This window comes from Micromonospora sp. WMMC264, assembly GCF_027497275.1.
Taxonomy (GTDB): Bacteria; Actinomycetota; Actinomycetes; order Mycobacteriales; family Micromonosporaceae; genus Micromonospora; species Micromonospora chalcea.
The window spans coordinates 1,604,039-1,623,300 of sequence record NZ_CP114907.1; the positions used below are offsets into that span (position 1 = coordinate 1,604,039).

The 19,262-nt window shown below is 70.4% G+C and carries 14 protein-coding genes; 8 read left to right on the forward strand and 6 right to left on the reverse strand.

All coding sequences use genetic code 11. The features are described from left to right. Window positions 1–9: 9 nt before the first annotated feature. A complete protein-coding gene (locus O7542_RS06625; RefSeq protein WP_281605873.1) occupies window positions 10–2,379 on the reverse strand; it encodes a NucA/NucB deoxyribonuclease domain-containing protein in 2,370 nt (789 codons plus the stop codon). 190 nt (window positions 2,380–2,569) lie between these two features. Between O7542_RS06625 and O7542_RS06630 the strand changes: the two genes are divergently transcribed. The 8 genes from O7542_RS06630 (at window position 2,570) to O7542_RS06665 (ending at window position 13,720) form a co-directional block, all read left to right on the forward strand. Beyond that, window positions 2,570–3,367 carry a TIGR02452 family protein gene (locus tag O7542_RS06630; RefSeq protein ID WP_281605874.1) on the forward strand — a complete coding sequence of 266 codons (798 nt, stop codon included), beginning with the start codon at window positions 2,570–2,572 and terminating at the stop codon, window positions 3,365–3,367. A 9-nt stretch (window positions 3,368–3,376) separates the two neighbouring features. Then, window positions 3,377–3,829 (forward strand): OsmC family protein, encoded by a 453-nt coding sequence (locus tag O7542_RS06635; protein WP_166456171.1) that lies wholly within the window; start codon window positions 3,377–3,379, stop codon window positions 3,827–3,829. Window positions 3,830–4,083: 254 nt separating this feature from the next. Further along, entirely contained in the window at window positions 4,084–5,553 is a 1,470-nt protein-coding gene (locus O7542_RS06640) for a family 43 glycosylhydrolase (protein WP_281605875.1), read from the forward strand. A 38-nt stretch (window positions 5,554–5,591) separates the two neighbouring features. After that, window positions 5,592–7,085, forward strand: a complete 1,494-nt coding sequence (locus O7542_RS06645) for a family 43 glycosylhydrolase (protein ID WP_281605876.1) — start codon at window positions 5,592–5,594, stop codon at window positions 7,083–7,085. Between the two features lie 38 nt (window positions 7,086–7,123). Further along, complete coding sequence (locus tag O7542_RS06650) at window positions 7,124–8,782, forward strand: RICIN domain-containing protein (protein WP_281605877.1); 1,659 nt, start codon at window positions 7,124–7,126, stop codon at window positions 8,780–8,782. 116 nt (window positions 8,783–8,898) lie between these two features. Next, the gene (locus O7542_RS06655) at window positions 8,899–10,287 is read left to right on the forward strand and encodes an RICIN domain-containing protein (RefSeq protein ID WP_281606451.1); all 1,389 of its coding nucleotides are present in this window, start codon (window positions 8,899–8,901) and stop codon (window positions 10,285–10,287) included. Between the two features lie 285 nt (window positions 10,288–10,572). Continuing rightward, window positions 10,573–12,228 (forward strand): glycoside hydrolase family 43 protein, encoded by a 1,656-nt coding sequence (locus tag O7542_RS06660; protein ID WP_187692950.1) that lies wholly within the window; start codon window positions 10,573–10,575, stop codon window positions 12,226–12,228. Window positions 12,229–12,379: 151 nt separating this feature from the next. Next, window positions 12,380–13,720: a cytochrome P450 gene (locus O7542_RS06665; protein WP_281605878.1), complete on the forward strand. Its 1,341-nt coding sequence runs from the start codon at window positions 12,380–12,382 to the stop codon at window positions 13,718–13,720. Between the two features lie 65 nt (window positions 13,721–13,785). Here O7542_RS06665 and O7542_RS06670 read toward each other — a convergent pair whose 3' ends face one another. Genes O7542_RS06670 through O7542_RS06690 form a run of 5 tightly spaced genes read right to left on the reverse strand, consistent with a single transcriptional unit; the run spans window position 13,786 to window position 19,261 of the window. Beyond that, complete coding sequence (locus O7542_RS06670) at window positions 13,786–14,976, reverse strand: acyltransferase (protein WP_083297003.1); 1,191 nt, start codon at window positions 14,974–14,976, stop codon at window positions 13,786–13,788. Further along, window positions 14,973–16,289, reverse strand: a complete 1,317-nt coding sequence (locus O7542_RS06675; RefSeq protein WP_064445499.1) for a glycosyltransferase — start codon at window positions 16,287–16,289, stop codon at window positions 14,973–14,975. The genes O7542_RS06670 and O7542_RS06675 overlap by 4 nt, the downstream gene beginning before the upstream one ends. 20 nt (window positions 16,290–16,309) lie before the next feature. Beyond that, window positions 16,310–17,230 (reverse strand): diacylglycerol kinase family protein, encoded by a 921-nt coding sequence (locus O7542_RS06680; protein ID WP_043322980.1) that lies wholly within the window; start codon window positions 17,228–17,230, stop codon window positions 16,310–16,312. Beyond that, window positions 17,217–18,212 (reverse strand): NAD-dependent epimerase/dehydratase family protein, encoded by a 996-nt coding sequence (locus O7542_RS06685; protein WP_043322983.1) that lies wholly within the window; start codon window positions 18,210–18,212, stop codon window positions 17,217–17,219. The genes O7542_RS06680 and O7542_RS06685 overlap by 14 nt, the downstream gene beginning before the upstream one ends. Further along, the gene (locus O7542_RS06690) at window positions 18,212–19,261 is read right to left on the reverse strand and encodes an AIR synthase related protein (protein ID WP_281605879.1); all 1,050 of its coding nucleotides are present in this window, start codon (window positions 19,259–19,261) and stop codon (window positions 18,212–18,214) included. Before O7542_RS06690 ends, O7542_RS06685 begins: the two co-directional genes overlap by 1 nt. Window position 19,262 lies beyond the last annotated feature (1 nt).

The following is a 19,262-nucleotide window of genomic DNA, read 5'->3' on the forward strand; positions in this document are numbered from 1 at the left end:
CGTCGAGCATCAGGGAGCCGCCGCCGGCTTGGGGCTCATGCACATGCTGGCCCCGCCCTCACTGACCCGGAACCCGAAGCTCGGCCCGTTCGCCGCGACCCACGGCTTCACCGGCAGCACGATGAACCGCTCTCCGTCGGCGACCTCGCACTTGCGGAAGAACGCCGACATCTCGGTGCCCTGCGGGCTCGACTCCGACGGTGGAACCGGCTTCAGGGAAGCACGCTCGCCCGACAGGTTCACCGCCTGGTTCGTCACCCAGAACGGGAACTCGTCGCACACGGTTCCCGGCGCGCGCCCGGTGCACTCGTTCGGCGTGAAATGGGTGTTGAACCACCGGCGTGGATAGCCGGCGTCGATGGCGGCCCGACCGCCCTGGCTGCGAGCCGGGTAGAACCACTGGGTCCGCGTCGGTGGCTGCGGATATCCACCGTCACCCATCGCCGTCACGATGTGGGTCCCGGTCTCCTTCATGGGCCGGAGGTCGTAGGACACGCCACCGGGGACGTAGACGGCGAAGCCGTTGTCGCAGCCGGCCGTACCCTGGGTGCCACGCTGGGCGGTGCACGCCGCATCGATGATCCGCTTGAGCCGGCCGTCCTCGGCGTTGGTCCAGGCGAAGGGAATGCCGTCCCGGTCGGCCACCAGCTTCGTCGTCTTGATCACCTCCGCGTAGATCTTCAAGCTGTTGTACCACTCGCCCTCGTCCGCGCCCCAGTTCTCGAACGTGTCGAAGTCGGTGTCGTGGCGGATCGGGTACTCGAGGATGCCGTGGATGCCGATCTGACCGGGGAAGAGGATCTCGAGCAGCGCCCAGAGCGCGAGTCCGATGCCGATTCCCGAGAGAGCGACGACGACCCAGGAGGTGCCGACGGCGGCAGCGGGCGCGACTGCGACGAGCCGGACGGCCTGCGCGGCAGGCGCCAGCACGAGCGTGCACGTGGTGGTGTTCTGGGCGCACCAGGTGATCGGCATCGTCGCATTGCCCGGATCGAACAGCGTCGAGACGCGACCGGGGACCGGGTCCACCGAGGAGATCACCGGACCACGGCCGGGCGGTGCCGCCGAGAAGAGAAGCTGGGTGAGGCTGTCCGCGCAGTTGACGAGCTTCTCCCCGGACGGCGGTAGGAAGGCGTCCAGGCAGCTGTCGTTCGAGACGGTGTAGCAGCCCGGGAACAGCTCCGTGCTGCCGGCCGGCACCGTGACACTGGTACGCGAGTCCGCAGCGAGGTAGAAGTCTCCGCCGCTCCCGGCGCACTGAGAGCCTTCGCTTGCCGCCTGCTGGGTGGCGGCGGGAGACACCTCGTCCGTATTGATCATGGTGGTGAAGTCGGCGGAGAGCTCACGGGCCACCGTGCGGTCGGCGCGTAGCGCCTCGACCCGGAACGTGTACGGCGTGTACTCCTCCAGGGGGCCGATCGGAAGGACGATGCTGTTACCCGCCGTGCACGGGTTCGCCGGATTGCCGTCGGCGTCCTGGCAGAAGTGGGTCAGCGAGAACTCGTCGTACAACTGGCCGTCGAGGTAGGCGCGGTAGCTGGTCTCGGTTGCGGGGTCGGGATGCCATGTTGCCGTGGCGGCACCCTGCTCCGGGTCGAGGACCAGGTCGGCGTCGGGATCCGGTGGCGGCGGGGCGGCGGCCGTCGTGAAGGACGCCGTGGCGCGGGTCGCGGACTTGTTGCCGGCCAGGTCGACGGCGACCACGGAAACCGTGTGGTTGGTGGACGGCGACAGCCCGGTGATGGAGTACGACCGGGTGCCGATGGTGGTCCGGTGCGGGGTTCCGCCGTCGACGGTGATCTCGTACCCGGCAAGGCCGTAGTTGTCCGTGGCCTCGCCCCAGGTCGCCTTGGCCGTGGTCGCCGTGATCGCGCCGACGGTCAGGTCCGGGACGGCGCTCGGCGGGAGCAGGTCCACCACGGTGACGGACCGCAGGATCCGGGCGTAGCGTCCGGGTTCGCGTTCGGCGCGGGCGCACACCTCGTTCTCGCCCAGTTCCGCCGGGCGAAGACTGGCGGTCCACGACGCCGACCAGTCCGACACACCGGCCGGCGGCGGCCCGAGGGTGATGTCGGTGGTGGTCAGCCGGCCGACCGAGACGTCGACCATGGTGGCGTTCTTGTGCAGGAAGCCGCTGAGAGCGATCTTCCCGTGCTCGTCGACCGCGACCTCGGTCCCGGTCGTCGGCCCTTCGAGCCGGATGGAGGCGTGGTTGACGTCCTCCGGCACCGACGGGTCCGCGCACGCGGGAAGTTGCTCGGCCGGAGTCGCCTCGGCAGCCGGCTGGCTCACCAGGCCGACGGGGAGGATGAGCGAGACGGCGAGCGCCGTAGCTCGTAAGAATCTGCTGAAATGCCTGTCGTGCCCATGGTTGGCCATGCCTACCCCCGTATGAATGACGCCAATCAATGGTTGGGCGGACATTAGCAAGGCGCGGTCCATCGTGGTGGCCCCTCGTCGCCCGGTCGCACCAGGCGACGTGGCCGGAGCGGAGGTCACTAATCGGTTGCCCGTCGCGGTGACGGCTGCCTAGATTGCCGATCATGCACGACATCGACGGGCGTTCCGGATGAGCAGCCGTCTCCGCGAGATCGCCCGGCAGACGGTCGCGATCGCCGAGTCGGGGCGCTACCGCAACAGCGCCGGCGAGGACATTACGATCGAAGCGGCGGTACGCGCTGCGGTCGACGGCACCCGTGAGCACCTGCCGGACGAGGTCCTCCACCTCGACGGCGCGAAGCCCGGCGCCGACACCGTCGAGGTGACGTACGAGTCGACGTTGCAGGCGGCCCGCCGGCTCGGACCCGGCGCGGCGTGTCTGGTGTTAGCGTCGGCGAAGAACCCGGGTGGCGGGTTCCTGGGCGGGGCGAAGGCGCAGGAGGAGAGCATCGCCCGCTCGTCGGCGCTGTATCCCTGTCTGCTCGCCGCCCCGGACTTCTATGCCTTCCACCGGGGGCAACGGGATCTGCGCTACAGCGACCGCGTCGTCTACTCCCCGGGCGTGCCGGTGTTCCGTGACGACAAGGGGAACCTGCTCGACCGGCCGTACACGACGTCCTTCCTGACCGCGGCGGCGCCGAACCTGGGCGCGATCGTGCGCAACCAGCCGGAGCGCGCGCCGGACGTGCCGGCGGTGCTGGGCCGGCGGGCCCGGCGGGTGCTGGAGGTGGCGGCCGCGCACGGGCATCGGACAGTGGTGCTGGGCGCGTGGGGGTGCGGGGTGTTCCGCAACGACCCGGCCGTGGTGGCCGGCGCGTTCGCCGACGCGCTCCGGGTGGTCGACCGGTTCGACCTCGTGGTGTTCGCCGTGCGCGACGGGCTGCCGGGCACACCGGTCTACCGCACGTTCGCGGAGCGCTTTCGGTAGGTTCGTCGCATGAGTGAGGACACGCTCCGGTCGGTGGAGATCGAGCGCACCAGCGTGGGCAGGTACGTCGTGCGCAACGCCCGTGGCGGCGAGCTGTCGATGGGTACGGGGGAGGACGCGACCTTCACGCCCGTGGAACTGCTGCTGGCGGCGCTCGGCGGCTGCACCGCCGTCGACGTCGACCTGGTGACCAGCCGGCGCGCCGAACCGACCCGGTTCGCCGTCACGGTGAGCGGTGACAAGATCCGCGACCCGGAGGCCGGCAACCGGATGGAGAACCTCACCGTCACCTTCGCGGTGGCGTTTCCGGCCGGCGCGGACGGTGACCGGGCCCGCGAGGCGCTGCCCCGATCTCTGCGGCAGTCACACGACCGGCTCTGCACCGTGTCCCGCACGGTGGAGCTGGGCACCCCCGTCACCATGGTGGACGCGAGCGACAGGGGCCCGTCCGAGCCTCGGTGACCGCCGGAGACCCGGTGCCACCCGGGCCGATCCGCCAGGTCTGTTAACGCTAACCAATGCCGAGGCAGTGTCCCGGCATGGGTCGCCATCCGGCCACAGAAAAGCCTTCGGGAAGCTTCGACCCCTCGATTACCTTGACAGCCGTCTATGTTATCGAAAACATGACTGGTAACCCGGACGTAACGCCGCTGCCATGATCGCTCGCCCCGTCTCGTGATCTCGGGAGCGGAAGCGACCAAGCGCGGGAGGTTTCGGTGGCACGGACCGCTCAGACGACGCGGACGGTTGCGGTGGTGGTCTCGGCGACCCTGGCACTCGGCGCGGGGGCGCTGGCCGGGGTGCAGCCCGCGTCGGCGGCGACGGTGGACACGACCGCGTCGTACGTGTTCGTGAACCGGCACAGCGGCAAGGCGATGGACCTGTACGACTGGTCGACGGCGGAGAACGCGCCGGTGAACCAGTGGACGCGCAACGACCTCGCGGTGCAGCAGTGGCAGTTCGTGGACGCCGGTGGCGGCTTCTACAAGGTGCGGTCGCGGCACAGCGGGAAGGTGCTGGAACTGCCGAGCGGCAGCGACGGCACCCAGCTGGTGCAGTCCACCGACAGGTCGTCGGCCACGCAGCAGTTCCGGTTGCAGGACTCCGCGGGCGGGTTCGTGCGGTTCGTGAACCGCCAGTGGAACAAGGTGATCGACGTGTGGGGCTGGTCGACCGCCGACGGCGGCCGGCTGGCCGGCTACTCCGACCTGGACGGCGGCAACCAGCAGTGGCAGCTGATCCGCCTGGGCGGCGGGACGCCGACCACCCCGGCACCCACCACTCCGGCACCCACCACTCCGGCGCCGGCGTATCCGCAGCCCGGCCGGGTCACCGGCGACATCGGCGTGCACGACCCGACGGTGGTCAGACGACCCGACGGCACCTACCTCGTCGCGCACACCGGTGACGACATCGCGTTGAAGACCTCCACCGACCGGGTGGCCTTCCGCAACGCGGGCACCGTCTTCCCCGGTGGCGCGCCGTGGACCACCACGTACACGGGTGGCGCGCGCAACCTCTGGGCGCCCGACCTGTCGTACCGCAACGGGCGCTATCACCTGTACTACTCGGCGTCGACCTTCGGCTCCAACCGTTCGGCGATCTTCCTGGCCACCAGCGCCACCGGAGCCTCCGGGAGCTGGACCAACGAGGGGCTGGTCGTCGAGTCGCGGACCACCGACGACTTCAACGCCATCGACCCGAACCTCACCGTCGACGACCAGGGCCGCTGGTGGCTCACCTTCGGCTCGTTCTGGTCCGGCATCAAGATGATCCCGATCGACCCGGCCACCGGGCGCCGGCTCGGCACCGCAATGTACGGTCTCGCGAACTACGGCCCCGGCATCGAGGCGCCGGTCCTGGTCAAGCGCGGCGCCTGGTACTACCTGTACGTCTCGTTCGACAGATGCTGCCAGGGCGCCGCCAGCACGTACCGGATCATGGTCGGCCGTTCGGCGAGCCCGACCGGGCCGTTCCTGGACCGCGCCGGCCGGGACATGCTCGCCGGGGGCGGCACCCAGATCCTCGCCTCGCACGGCAGCGTGCACGGTCCCGGCCACCAGGCGGTCCTCGCCGACGCCGACGGCGACGTCCTCTTCTACCACTACTACGCCGACAACGGCGCGTCGCTGCTCGGCGTCAACCGCATCGGCTACGACGCCGACGCCTGGCCCTACGTCTACTGACCCGGGACCACCGATACCTGGCCCACCTGGGAGGGCACATGCCGCTTCGACACCTGCTCCGCACGGCCCACCGGGCCGGCGCGGCGCCCGCACGCCGTCGCCTGCGGCCGATGCTGGCCGCGGCGCTCGCGGCGTTCGCCGTGACCGCCGGCCTGCCGGTGGCCGGACCCGCGCAGGCCGCACCGGCCGTGAGCTACACCAACCCGCTGGTCAACCAGCGTGCCGATCCGCACATCGTCAAGCACACCGACGGCTACTACTACATGACCGCGACGGTGCCGGAGTACGACCGGATCGTGCTCCGGCGGGCCACCACCCTCCAGGGACTGGCCGGCGCCGCGGAGACGACGATCTGGCGCCGGCACACCAGCGGAGAGATGGGCGCCCATATCTGGGCGCCGGAGATCCACTTCATAAACGGCAAGTGGTACGTCTACTTCGCCGCCGGACGCACCGACGACGTGTGGCGGATCCGGATGTACGTGCTGGAGAACGCGAGCGCGAACCCGCTGTCCGGCTCGTGGACCGAACGCGGCCGGATCACCACGCCGTGGGACACGTTCAGCCTGGACGCCTCCACGTTCGTCGTGAACGGGGTGCGGTACCTGACCTGGGCCCAGCAGGAACCCGGCATCTCCACCAACTCCAACGTCTACCTCGCCCGGATGGGCGCCAACCCGTGGCAGATCACCGGCACGGTGACCCGGCTGGTGGTGCCGACGTACGACTGGGAGACCCGGGGTTACCGGGTGGCCGAGGGCCCGACGGTGATCCAGCGCAACGGCCGGGTGTTCCTCACCTACTCGGCGAGCGCCACCGACGCCAACTACTGCCTCGGCATGCTGACCGCGTCCGCCGGCGCGAACCTGCTCGACGCCGCCGCCTGGAGCAAGAGCCCGACCCCGGTGTTCGCCAGCAGCGCCGCCACCGGCCAGTACGGCCCCGGACACAACTCCTTCACCGTCTCCGAGGACGGGCAGAGCGACATCCTGGTCTACCACGACCGCAACTACCGGGACATCAGCGGCGACCCGCTCAACGACCCGAACCGGCGGACCCGGATCCAGAAGCTGTACTGGAACGCCGACGGCACCCCGAACTTCGGCATCCCCGTGCCCGACGGGGCCACCCCGGTCCGGCTGCGGTCACACGACCTGACGACGAGCTACGTCCGGCACTACGACTACCGCGCCCGCGTCGAGCCGAACGTGACGAAGCTGGCCGACTCGCAGTTCCGCATTGTCCCCGGCCTCGCCGGCGGCGGATCGGTGTCGCTGGAGTCCACGAACTTCCCCGGCTACTACCTGAGGCACCGCGCGTTCGCCCTCTACGTCGAACGCGACGACGGCTCCGCCCTGTTCGACAACGACGCGAGCTTCCAGCGCCGTCCCGGCCTGGCCGCGCCCGAGGCGCTCTCGCTGGAGTCGCAGAACTACAGCGGCCGGTACGTCCGCCACCGCGACGGACTGCTCCAGCTCGAAGCGGTGGACACCAGCGCCGACCGGGCCACTGCCACCTTCCACCTGGAGTAGGCGCCCGCAAACCGGCGTACCCCCTTTGGAGGTCCACGATGCTCAACCCCGCAGTGACGTCGCCGCCCGGCGCCCGACGGCGCCGGCGGGCCGGCCTGGTGCTGGCTCTGGTGGCGGCGGTGGCCGGCGCGATCGGCGTGGCGGCGGTGGCCGCGCCGCCGGCGCAGGCCGCCACCATCGACACCAGCGCCTGGTACGTGCTGGTCAACCGCAACAGCGGCAAGGTCCTCGACGTCCGGGACACCTCGACCGCCGACGGCGCGGTGATCCAGCAGTGGTCCCGCAACGACGGCGCGTGGCAGCAGTTCCAGTTCGTCTCCTCCGGCAGCGGCTACTACCGCCTGCGAGCCCGCCACAGCGGCAAGGTGATCGACCTGTGGGAGTGGAACACCGCCGACGGCGCCGAGTACCGGCAGTGGCCCGACCTCAACGGCACGAACCAGCAGTTCCGGGTCCTCGACTCGGACAGCGGCTACATCCGCCTGATCAACAGGCACTCCAACAAGGCCCTGGAGGTCTGGGAGCGATCGACCGCCGACGGCGCCCGGATCAGCCAGTACACCGACCTCAACGGCGCCAACCAGCAGTGGCAACTGGTCCCGATCGGTACCGGCACACCCACCACGCCGCCACCGTCCACCGGGTGCGGCAGCGGCTCGTACCAGGCCGAGGCCGTGTTGAACGGTGGAACCTGGACGGCCCGCAACGGATCGTCCACCGTATACACCGGCTCGGACATGCTCGCCGCGATGCAGGCGGCGGTGAACTCGCTGACGCCGGGACGGACCGCGAAGCAGCGGGTGGTGGTGCGCGGCTCCGGCTCGATGAGCGCGGGCTCGCGGTTGTCGCTGCCGTCGTACACGACGCTGGCGGTCTGCGGCACGATCAACGTGACCGGCTCGGGGTCGGGCGACTACGCGCCGGTCTACTCCCGCGGCACCACCGACGTCGAGGTGCAGAACCTGACGCTCACCGGTGCTCCGCTGTACGGGATCTTCATGCGCAACGTGAACAACCTGACGCTCGGCCAGATCGACATGCGGCTGTCCGGCGGCCTGGGCGTGCGGATCGACAACCACGGTGGCGACCGGGCGGTCAAGGTGCGCAACGTGCGCATCGACACCGTGTACGTGTCGGGGACCGGCGCGCACGGCGTCGAGACGTACGGCGTCGACGGCCTGACGATCGGCACCGTCACCGCGCGCAACACCGGATACTCCGGTCTGCTGCTCAACGACACGATCAACGCCACAGTGGGCACCGTCGACGCGCAGGGCGCCGGCACCGGAACCGGCTACGCGGCGTTCCGGATGGCCAACCGCAACGGCCGGATCGGCAGCTCGTACCCGACGAACATCCGGGTCGGCACCGTGATCGCGTCCGGTGGCGGCCGGGGGATCTTCTGCGTGTCGGAGTCCGGCGGCGCGGTCGTCGACCGGGTGACGATCTCCAACACCGGCAACAACTCGATCCTCGTGGAGAACTGCTACAACGTCACGATCGCCGGGGTGTCCGGCACGGTGACCGGCGGCGGCGAGGTGCGCATCGCCTCCCGGACCGAGTTCCCGATCTCCTCGGGCATCCGCTTCCAGAACCTCACCGTCACCAACACCAACATCACCCAGAGTCCCTGCGGCGGAGCGAACAACACGATCAGCAACGTCACGCGGGTCAACTCGACGCTGACCTGGTGTTGAGCGCCGCAGGCGCACCCCCCCGCACCACCCACCCACCACCACCGTCCACCGGAGGAGTCCCCGTGACAACGGCTCTCACCACCACCGAAAGGCGCCGGCGGCACCGCTGGCGGTCAGTGGTCGCCGCCGCCGGCGCCCTCGTCGTCGGCACCGTCGGCGCGGTCGTCGCATCGCCCTCGGCCCAGGCCGCGACCATCGACACAGGCGCGTACTACGTGCTGGTCAACCGCAACAGCGGCAAGGTCCTCGACGTCCGGGACACCTCGACCGCCGACGGCGCGGCCATCCAGCAGTGGTCCCGCAACGACGGGGCCTGGCAGCAGTTCCGCTTCGTCAGCTCCGGCAGCGGCTACTACCGCCTGCAGAACCGCAACAGCGGCAAGGTCGTCGACCTGTGGGAATGGAACACCGCCGACGGCGCGGAGTACCGGCAGTGGCCCGACCTCAACGGCACGAACCAGCAGTTCCGGGTCCTCGACTCGGACAGCGGCTACATCCGCCTGATCAACAGGCACTCCAGCAAGGCGCTCGAGGTCTGGGAGCGATCGACCGCCGACGGCGCCCGGATCAGCCAGTACACCGACCTCAACGGGTGGAACCAGCAGTGGCAACTGGTGCCGATCGGCGCTGGCAGCCCCGGCACGCCCCAGACCGGGCTGGTCGGCTGGGCCACCCAGAACGGCGGCACCACCGGCGGCGGCAACGCCGCCGTCACGACGGTGACCAGCGCGTCCGCCCTGTCCAGCGCGCTCGGGTCGTCCAGCGCCGCGGTCATCCGGGTCTCCGGCACGATCTCCTGCTCCGGCATGCTGCGGGTCCGCTCCAACAAGACGATCCTCGGCAACGCCGGCGCGACGATCTCCGGCTGCGGATTCACCGTCAGCGGCGACCGCAACGTCATCGTCCGCAACCTGAACTTCCGCAACTGGAACGACGACGCGATAAACGTCGAGCAGTCGGCCACCAACATCTGGATCGACCACAACAGCTTCACCAACGGGTACGACGGCGCTGTCGACATCAAGCGCGGCTCCGATTTCGTCACCGTGTCCTGGAACCGCGTCTACGGTCACGACAAGTCGATGCTGCTGGGCCACAGCGACGACAACGGCAGCCAGGACGTCGGGCACCTGCGGGTCACCTACCACCACAACTGGTTCGACGGCTCCAACCAGCGCCACCCGCGGGTGCGCTTCGGCAACCCGGTCCACGTCTACAACAACCTCTACAGCAACGTCGGCGGCTACGGCGTGGCGTCGACGATGAACGCCGGGGTGCTCGTGGAGGGCAACTACTTCGAGAACACCGCCGACCCCTACCACCGGGGCGAGGGCTCCTCCGGCCCCGGATCCCTGGTCGCACGCAACAACTGCTTCGTCAACTCGGGGGCCGGGCAGGCCGGCGGCAGCGTCGCCGGCATCCCGTACCCGTACACGATGGACGCCGCCTGCGACGTGAAGTCCGTCGTGACGGCGGGCGCCGGCGCCGGCCGGATCAGCGTCTGACCGCGCGCCGCCTGGCGCCACCACGTCACCGGCTGGGCCGGCCCGGGCTTTCTCGGGCCGGCCCGGCCGTCGGAAGCAGGGCCGGGCCGGGCTCTCATTGCGGGGCCGCCGAGGGGGTGACGGGATGAACTATCGGAAGAAGTTCCGGAAACAGAAAGCGCTAACAGAACACAGATGTACTGGTCGTCGACATTGTCACTAGAACGCTTCAACGGATAGTCTGTGCCGGTCGGGCGATCGAAGTTCGCCGAAACTTTCGACAAGCTACCGCTACGGAGAAGCGACATGACGACCGCAACAAAGAGCCCCGAAACAGCCGGGCCCCACGGCGGCGAGGTGCGCGGCCGTCTGATCCGAAATCCGGTTCTTCCCGGCTTCAACCCCGACCCGTCGATCTTGCGCGTCGGTACCGATTACTACATCGCGACGTCGACCTTCGAGTGGTACCCGGGTGTCCGCCTGCACCACTCGACCGACCTGGTGCACTGGCGCCCGCTCGGCGGCGTCCTCACCGAGCGGCGTCTTCTCGACCTCACCGGAGCGGGTGACTCCTGTGGCGTCTGGGCGCCCGATCTGTCCTATGTGGATGGCGAATTCCATCTCCTCTACGCCGACGTCGCCAGCTTCGCCAGCGGGTACTGGGATCCCCAGAACTACCTGGTGACCGCGTCCGACCTGGCCGGGCCCTGGTCGGATCCGGTGGTGCTGCACGGGCGCGGGTTCGACGCGGCGTTGTTCCACGACGAGGACGGCACGACCTGGATGCTGTCGATGACCGCGGACTGGCGGCCCGGCCGCGACCGGTTCGCCGGCATTCAGATCCAGCAGTACGACCGTGAGGCCCGTCGCCTCGTCGGCGCCGAACGGGTCATCTTCCACGGCACCACGGTCGGCGTCACCGAAGGGCCGCACCTGTACCAGAAGGACGGCTGGTACTACCTGGTGACCGCGGAGGGTGGCACGTCCTGGACGCACCAGGTGACAGTGGCCCGCTCGCGTAGCCTGTTCGGGCCGTACGAGGTCGATCCGGCCGGCCCGATGCTCACCTCGCACGGTCGTCCCGAGCTGGAGCTGCAGAAGGCCGGCCACGGCAGTCTCGTGTCCACGCCGGACGGGCGTTGGTACCTGGCGCACCTGACCGCCCGGCCGTACACCCCACTCGGCCGGTGCGTGCTCGGCCGGGAGACCGCGATCCAGGCCGTGCAGTGGCCGGAGGGGGAGTGGCCGCGCATCGAGGGCGGGGTACCGGCGGTGACGGTGCCGGTGCCGGGCGAAGCCGAGCCGGCAGAGGATCCGACGGAGGACCGGGACGACTTCACCGGGCCGGTGCTCGGCCCGGAGTGGTCGACGCTGCGCCGCCCCGCCACTGCGGACTGGGTGGACCTCACGTCGCGTCCGTCGTACCTGCGGATCCAGGGCGGGCAGTCGCCGGTCGGCCGCCAGCGTCCGAGCCTGGTCGCGCGCCGTGTGACCGCGCAGCAGTGCGAGCTGACCGCGCACATGCGCTTCGAGCCGGCCAACTACCGCCAGCTCGCCGGCGTCACCGCCTACTACAACACCCGCAACTGGCACTTCGCCTACGTGACCGCCGACGACGACGGGCGGCCGGTACTCGAGGTGATGTCGTCCGACAACGGCCGGCGGGCCATGCACGACGCGTGCCGCGTCGAACTGCCGGAAGCGGGGGAGATCACGCTGCGGGTCACCTTCGACGGTCCCCGTGTCACGTTCGCCTATCAACCAGCCGGCGCGGCGCACTGGATCGGGCTGCCGGCGGAACTGGACGCCACCATCCTGTCCGACGAGTACGCGGCGACGCTCGTGGACGGTGAGCCGGAGGGCTGGGGCTTCACCGGCGCGTTCGTCGGCCTGTGGGTACAGGACCTGGGCGCCGAAGGCGGATACGCGGACTTCGACTGGGCCTCGTACCGCTCCTGGTGACTAGTGGCCGGCCTGATCGCGGCCGGGTGTGTGCGCCGTCCCCGGCGTCCGCGCCCGGCCGCGTCGCGTTGCGCACCCGGTCGGTCGACGTCTCGGCGCGGCACGTGGAAACATGGTCGACGTACGTCGATCGATCGAACGGGGGATCATCGTGACGACGCAATTGTCAAAGGCCGCCGTCGTGCCGGGTCCGGCCGGGCATCCGCTCCTCGGCATGCTGCCGGCGCTGCGCCGCGACCTGCTGGGCACGATTCTGGACGGCTTCCACACGTATGGCGACGTGGTGGCGTACCACGTCGGACTGCCCCAGGGGCCGCGCGCCGTCAGCATGGACGTGGTGAACGTGCACCACCCCGACGGCATCCACCAGGTCCTCACCACGCCGCAGGTGTTCAGCCGCCGCGCGAGCGCGTACGAGATCCTCCGCGAGTTCATCGGAGAGGGCCTGCTGACCAGCGACGGAGACCGGTGGCTGCGACAGCGGCGGACGCTGCAACCGCTGTTCACGCCGCGCCGGGTGGCCCGCTACACCGAGCTGATGACCGAGGAGGCAGCCCACGTCGCCGACGACATGGCGCTCACCACGGGATCCGTCGTGGACCTCTACCAGGTGATGCAGCGCTACACCATGCGTGTCGTCGGCCGGGCGCTGTTCGGCGACGACATCGACGGGGTCGTACCCCGTCTGCAGGAGCTGATGCCGATTCTGGGCGACCTCGCGCTGGCGCGCGCCCTGCAGGTGGTCAAGCTGCCGCTGAGCTGGCCGACGCCGCGGGCACGCCGGATCGGGCAGGTACGCGCGAGTCAGTACGAAATCGTCGACCGCATCATCGCCGATCGACAGGGCCGGGCGGTCGGGGAGGGTAAGGAGGATCTGCTCAGCCGGTTGTTCGCGGCCGAGGATCCGGAGACCGGGCAGACGCTGTCCATCGAGGAGATCCAGGACCAGGTCCTGGTGTTCCTGCTCGCCGGCCACGAGACGACCTCGGCCGGGCTGGCCTTCACCATGCACCTGCTGGGCCGCCATCCCGACGTGCAGGAGCGGGTCGCGGCCGAGGCCGCCACGGGCGACGGGGAACTGGTGCGGGCCGCGGTCCTGGAAGGCATGCGGCTGTACCCGCCCGTGTACAGCATGGAGCGGATGTCCGAGACGGACGTCGTCGTCTCCGGTCACCGGATTCCCGCCAACACCAAGGTGGTACTCGCTCCCTGGGTCACGCACCGGCACCCGGAGTTCTGGCCCGACCCCGAGCGCTTCGAGCCCGACCGGTTCCTCGGCCGGCAGGAGCGGCCGCGCTATGCGTATTTCCCCTTCGGTGGCGGGCCGCGTAGCTGCATCGGGGAACACTTCGCGCTGCTGGAGATGACCGTACTGCTGAGCGCGTTGCTCGCCCGCTATCGCGTCGACACGCGCGACGAGAGGCTGGAGCTCGTACCGATGGTCACTCTGCGTCCGGCCGGCGCGGTCCGGGCCACGCTGACCGTCCGGTGAACCGGCGCCCTGGCTGATCCGACGGGGTCAGCCAGGGCGCGTCCGGCTCCGGTGAGGGTCGGTCGCTACGTGACCCGCGACCCTTCGCCCTTCGCGGCGGGCACCGCCTCGACGGCTGGTGGAGCGCCAGTCACCGCGGCGGGCCGGGGATCGGCGGCACGCCTGCGGGACCTGGCGAACCGGCGCATCATCGGCCGTTCCACGCTGACGTGCAACAGCGACGCGAGGCCGAGCGTCACCAGGTACGCGCCGACCATGACGGCCAGCGCAGCGGCGACACCGAAGCCGTTCGCGGACATGTTGCCGGCGCCGTACAGCACCAGGATGTGGATGAGATAGAAGGCGAAGGACGTGTCGCCCAGCCAGCCGGCGACCGGCCCGCGCAGTGGTGAGCGGTGCCCCTCGACGTCGGCCCGGGCTGCGGCGGCCACCAGCAGCGCGAGCGGGACGACCATCGCCGCGACGACCGAGTAGAGCAGCGGCACGACCTCGGAGACGCCGTAGAAGGCCAGCGTGACAAGTGCGGCGGCGGGCAGGCTCAGCCGGAACCACAGGCCCTGCATGACGAGCCGGGCGATGACGATCCCGAGGAGGAAGTCCAGCATCCGGATCAGCGGAAACTGTTGCACGAACCAGAACTGCGGAAATGCCGCATCCGCATAGGTGTACGTCGGCTCGGCGGGAAGGAACGCCGTGGAGACGACGGGGGCGACGAGCATCGCGGCGACGATGCCACCGGCGATCCACCAGAGCCAGGCGGCGGAGAGCCGCCGGAACCCGGCGAGCAGCCACGGGAACGACGCATAGAAGAAGATCTCACAGCTCAGCGACCAGCTCGGCGGATTGATTCCGTTGAAGATGAACTCGTCCGGAATCCAGCTCTGCACCAGCGTGATGTTCGCCAGCGTCGGCCACAGCGGCGCGCCGCCCCGGATCAGGACCATGAGAACGACGACCGCGGCGCACACGACCAGATGGTTCGGCAGGATCCGGGCGGCCCGGCGGCGCCAGAACTGGCGCTTCGGCTCGTGCTCCGGAGCTGACCAGGTCAGGACGAAGCCGCTGAGGATGAAGAAGAAGCCGAGGGCGGCAGAGCCGGTCCGGCTGAGGACGGCGAACCACCAGTCGTCGATCCGGTCGTCGGCGAAGAAGCCGAACAACGTCGTGTGGGAGAAGAAAACCGTCACGGCCGCGATCCCCCGCAACCCGTTGAGCGTCGGCAACTGCCGGGCCATGCGGCCCGCCTGCTGTGTCATCGGCGGCCACCCTCCGTGGTGTCGGACAACTCCTGTCGGCGTACCGGCCGGCGCGTCCGGAACGCCTGCTCCGCGATGTCGGCCGCGCGCCGTACGCCGTCCAACTCCGCGATCCTGCGCTTGTAGTGCTGGGCCTTCGCCCGGTAGGCGGGGTCGCCGCTCACCCTGTCGACGGCCGCACGAAGCCGCCCCGGAGTCACCTTGTGCACCGGGATGAACTCGCCCGCGCCGAGGTACTTGAGCCGGGCCGCCACGCCCGGCTGGTCGTTGCCCACGGGTAGCGCGACCATCGGCACGCCGTGGGCGAGGGACTCCAGCGTGGTGTTGATTCCGGCGTGCGTGATGACGAGGGACGCCCGCGCCAGCAGGTCGAGCTGTGGTGCGTACTGCACCACGATCGGGTTGCCGGCCAGGTCGGCCGGCGGCTCGACATCCGTGCTGCCGAGGGAGACGACCAGTTGCGCGTCGAGTCCGGAGCACGCCTGGGCGATCGCCCGGAATATGTGCGGGAGGCGGTTCTGGAGGGTGCCCATCGACGCGTAGATCAACGGGCGACCGTCGAGCTTCTCCCACGGGAAGGACACCGGCTCGGTGCTGTCCTCGTCATGGAACGGCCCGGTGTAGTGGAACGTGTCCGGCAACCGGGTGCGCGGGAAGTCGAAGAACGGCGGCTGCTGGGTGATCTGGGCGAGGTCCGAGCCGTCGTTGACTCCCTTGACCGGCGGCAGGCCCCATGCGGCGCGACGTTCGTTGATCCGTTGCACCACCGGCCGGATGACCCAGGCGATCACCTGGTCGCCCAGCATGTTGCGCACGCGCGCGAGCAGTGAGGGATGGTACGGCCACGCCGTCATGAACGGCGGTACACCCGGCTCGGTGTTCAGCGCCAGCGCGTTGCAGACGTTCACGACCGGAAGGTCGAGGTGTTCCGCGACGGAGTTGCCCGCGCCGTAGACCTGGTCCACCAGCAGCGCGTCAATGCCGTGCCGCTGCACCAGCCCCGGTAGGTCCCGCAGGAGGACCTCGACCTCCCGTACGTAACCGCGGACGATGAAACGGATCGCGGCCAGACCGGTCAGCCGGCCCTGTTCCTCGGAGAAGCGGGCCAGTGTGCCGACCGGAAACTCGCGCTCGCCGATCGGTGCGAAGGCGAACCCGGCCGTGAACGACCTCGTCCCGGCGTCCGGCAGGGAGACCAGGGTGACCCGGTGGCCGCGTCGGAGCAGTTCCCTGCCGAGCGTCGCCATCGGGCTGAGCTGACCGGTGTAGTCGGGGACCACCAGTCCGATGTGGAACGTGTTCGGGGCAGGCATGTCTCGCTCCCTCGCTGGGCTCATACCACAGTCGTCAGACGCGACTGATGTATCGAAAACTCGGCCGGGGTACGTCCGACGATCTCGCCGTCCACCTCCACCGGCAGCGGGCTGTCCGCGTCGACACGCACGGTGCGCACCTCCTGCCGGTGGATCGCCGGGTGTCCCGCGGCGGCGCCGCGGAACACCCGCCACATCAGCCCGGCCACGCCGGCCCGGCCCACGCCGGCCACCCGCACCGCGTCCAGGTAACCCGCCCGCGGCGGCTCGGCGCGGCCGAAGGTCAGCCCGCCGGCGAAGTACGGCACCTTGAGCACGGCCAGATTGGTGATGATCTGGTGCGACGGTTCGCCGTCGAGTTCCAGCCGCACCGCGACGGGCCGCCAGCGGGCGAGCGTCCGGATGCTGGACGCCGTCTCGGCGAGTTGGAGGTTGAGCCGCTTGAGGACCCGGTTGGCGGGTGTCTTCTCGGTGAACCGCTGGCCGATCACGCTGATCAGCCCGACCGTGCAGCTGACGAGGAAGTACCTGTGGCCCCGGGTGCCGTCGGGCCGGGTGAAGGTCACCTCGCCGACATCGGTCTCCCGGTCGCGGGCGCGGTCGAGCAGACCGCCGAGGTCGGCGACCGGCCGCAGGCCGCGGGCGAAGTCGTTGCAGGTGCCGGCCGGCACGTACGCCAGCCGCACCTTCTCCCCGCCCGCCACCAGCACCCCGTTGGCGACCTCGGACAGTGTGCCGTCACCACCGACCGCCACCACCGTGCCGTACCCGTCCTCCACCGCCTGTCGCCCGAGCGCGATGCCGTGCCCGGGGTGGCGGGTGAACCAGCAGTCCGCCTCGGGTAGCTCGGTGGCGATCCGCTGCTCGATCGTGCGCCCGCGCTGGACCCCGGAAGCGGGGTTGACGATGCAGACGGCCGGGCCGCGCTCACCGGCCGCCATGTGCCTGCTCCTTCGTCAGGTCCGCCAGGGAGTGGCTCAGCGCCTCCGCGAAGCCGACCCGTGGTGAATAGCCGATCGACCGGATCCGGCCGACGTCGTACCGCATTCCTCCGGCGACGGACCGGACCGCGTAACGGGTGAGCAACGGCCGGCCCGACCCGGTGCCGATGCCGGCGAGCCCGGCCAGTTCGGACAGCGCGCCCACGGCCAGCGCCGCGCCGAACGGGACCGACGAGGTCGGTGGCCTTGCCCCGATCCGCTCGGCCACCGCGGCGAACAGCCGCCCCAGGGTCAGGCCGTACGAGTCGCCGACGATGAACCGCCCACCCGCGCACCCGGGTGCGGTGCCGGCCAGCACGATCGCGTCGGCCAGGTTCGCGCTGTACGTCAACTCGATCGGGGGCGCGCCGCGGTCGAACTGGACGAGCTTGCCGTCTCGCAGTCCGCGCACGAGCTCGGGCAGGAAATTGCGGTCACCGGGTCCGAAGACCCAGGCGGGGTACACCACAGTGACGTCCAGGCCGTTCCCGTGGTACGACCACGCCACGTCTTCCCCGGCAGCTTTCGACAGCGGGTACGGGTATCGCGGCACCCGCCGCGGTGACGCCTCGTCGATGACCTTCGCGGCGTCGAAACCGAAGACGTCGACGGTGCTCAGGTAGACGAACCGGGAGACGCCGCAGCGTCGCGCCTCGTCCAGCACCGCCCGGGTGCCGTCCCGGTTCACCTGCCAGATGCGAGGGCCGGGCCGCCAGTCGGTCAGATCGGCGGCCGCGTGCACCACGAGGTCGACGCCCGCGCAGGAGCCACGCAGCGACTCCGGATCGGTCAGGTCACCGAGGTGCGCCGCGTACGTCGCGTGGTCCGGTGCGGGCGTCCGCACCAGCCCTCGTACCGACCAGCCGTTCTCCGCGAGCGCGGCCGCGACCGCGCGGCCGACGCAGCCGGTGACACCCGTCACCAGCGCGACACGGGACCCCATCACGAGCCGTCCGTCAGCAGTGCACGCAGGTCGGCGAGCAACGACCCGGCCGGGTCGAGCGCCCGCATGCGCGGCAGCAGGTTGCGCAGGTCCCGGCGCTGGCCTGACTCGTCGATCAGCAGCAGTTCCGGGCCGGCGACGAACTGTCCCACGTGCGCGGGCTGGAGGCCGCGCTCCGACATCGCCCGGGAGCATCGCTCCGCGTCGGCCGGATCGATCGCGTACAGCAGCTCGAATTCGCCCCACTCCGCGGCAGCCGAGCACCACCGGGGCAGGCGGGCCGCCTCCGCGACGGCGGAGGCGATCGGCGCGTACACCTCGTCGTGCAGCACCACCTCGACCCCCAGGCCATTGAGCTCGGCCAGGCTGACCGCCGCGCTCAACAGGCCGTCGCTGGTGTCGATGCACGCCCGGGCGTACCGGCGCAGTGGATCGCCCGCGGTCACCCGCGCCTCGGGCAGCCACGGATCGCCCGCCGCCGTGCCGCCCAGCGCCAGGGTGCGGAATCCGACCGCGTTGCCGGCTCCGACCGGACCGGTCACGTAGAGCGCGTCACCGGGCCGGGCGCCGAGCCGGCTCAGGACGGAACCGCGGCGCAGCGTACCCAGGGCACACGAGGTGAAGCTCTCCTCGTTGGCCCAGTTCGTGTCACCTCCAACGACGTGGCAGCCGTAGCGTTCGGCGGCCTCGGACGCGCCGCGCCCGAACTCGCGGGCGTCCTCGAGAGTCCATCTGTCCCGGCGCAGCGAGCAGGAGACGAGCACGGCGACCGGGTCGGCGGCCACCGCGGCGAGGTCACTCACGCTGACGGTGGTGGTCAACCACCCCTTCGCGTACGGCGTGGTGGCGGTGGCCAGCTCGGCGCCGTCGTTCAACGTGTCGACGGTCAGTGCCAGGAGCCCGCCGGCGCCCAGATCGAGGAGTTCGGCGTCGGCCTCGAAGGCGTTGTTGAGCTGCCGGGGCGACCGGACCATGCACTCGCGTATCGCGGTGATCAGGCTGCCCTCGGCCGCGTTCAGGGACAGCCGGTTCCAGGCGGTGGAGGTCATG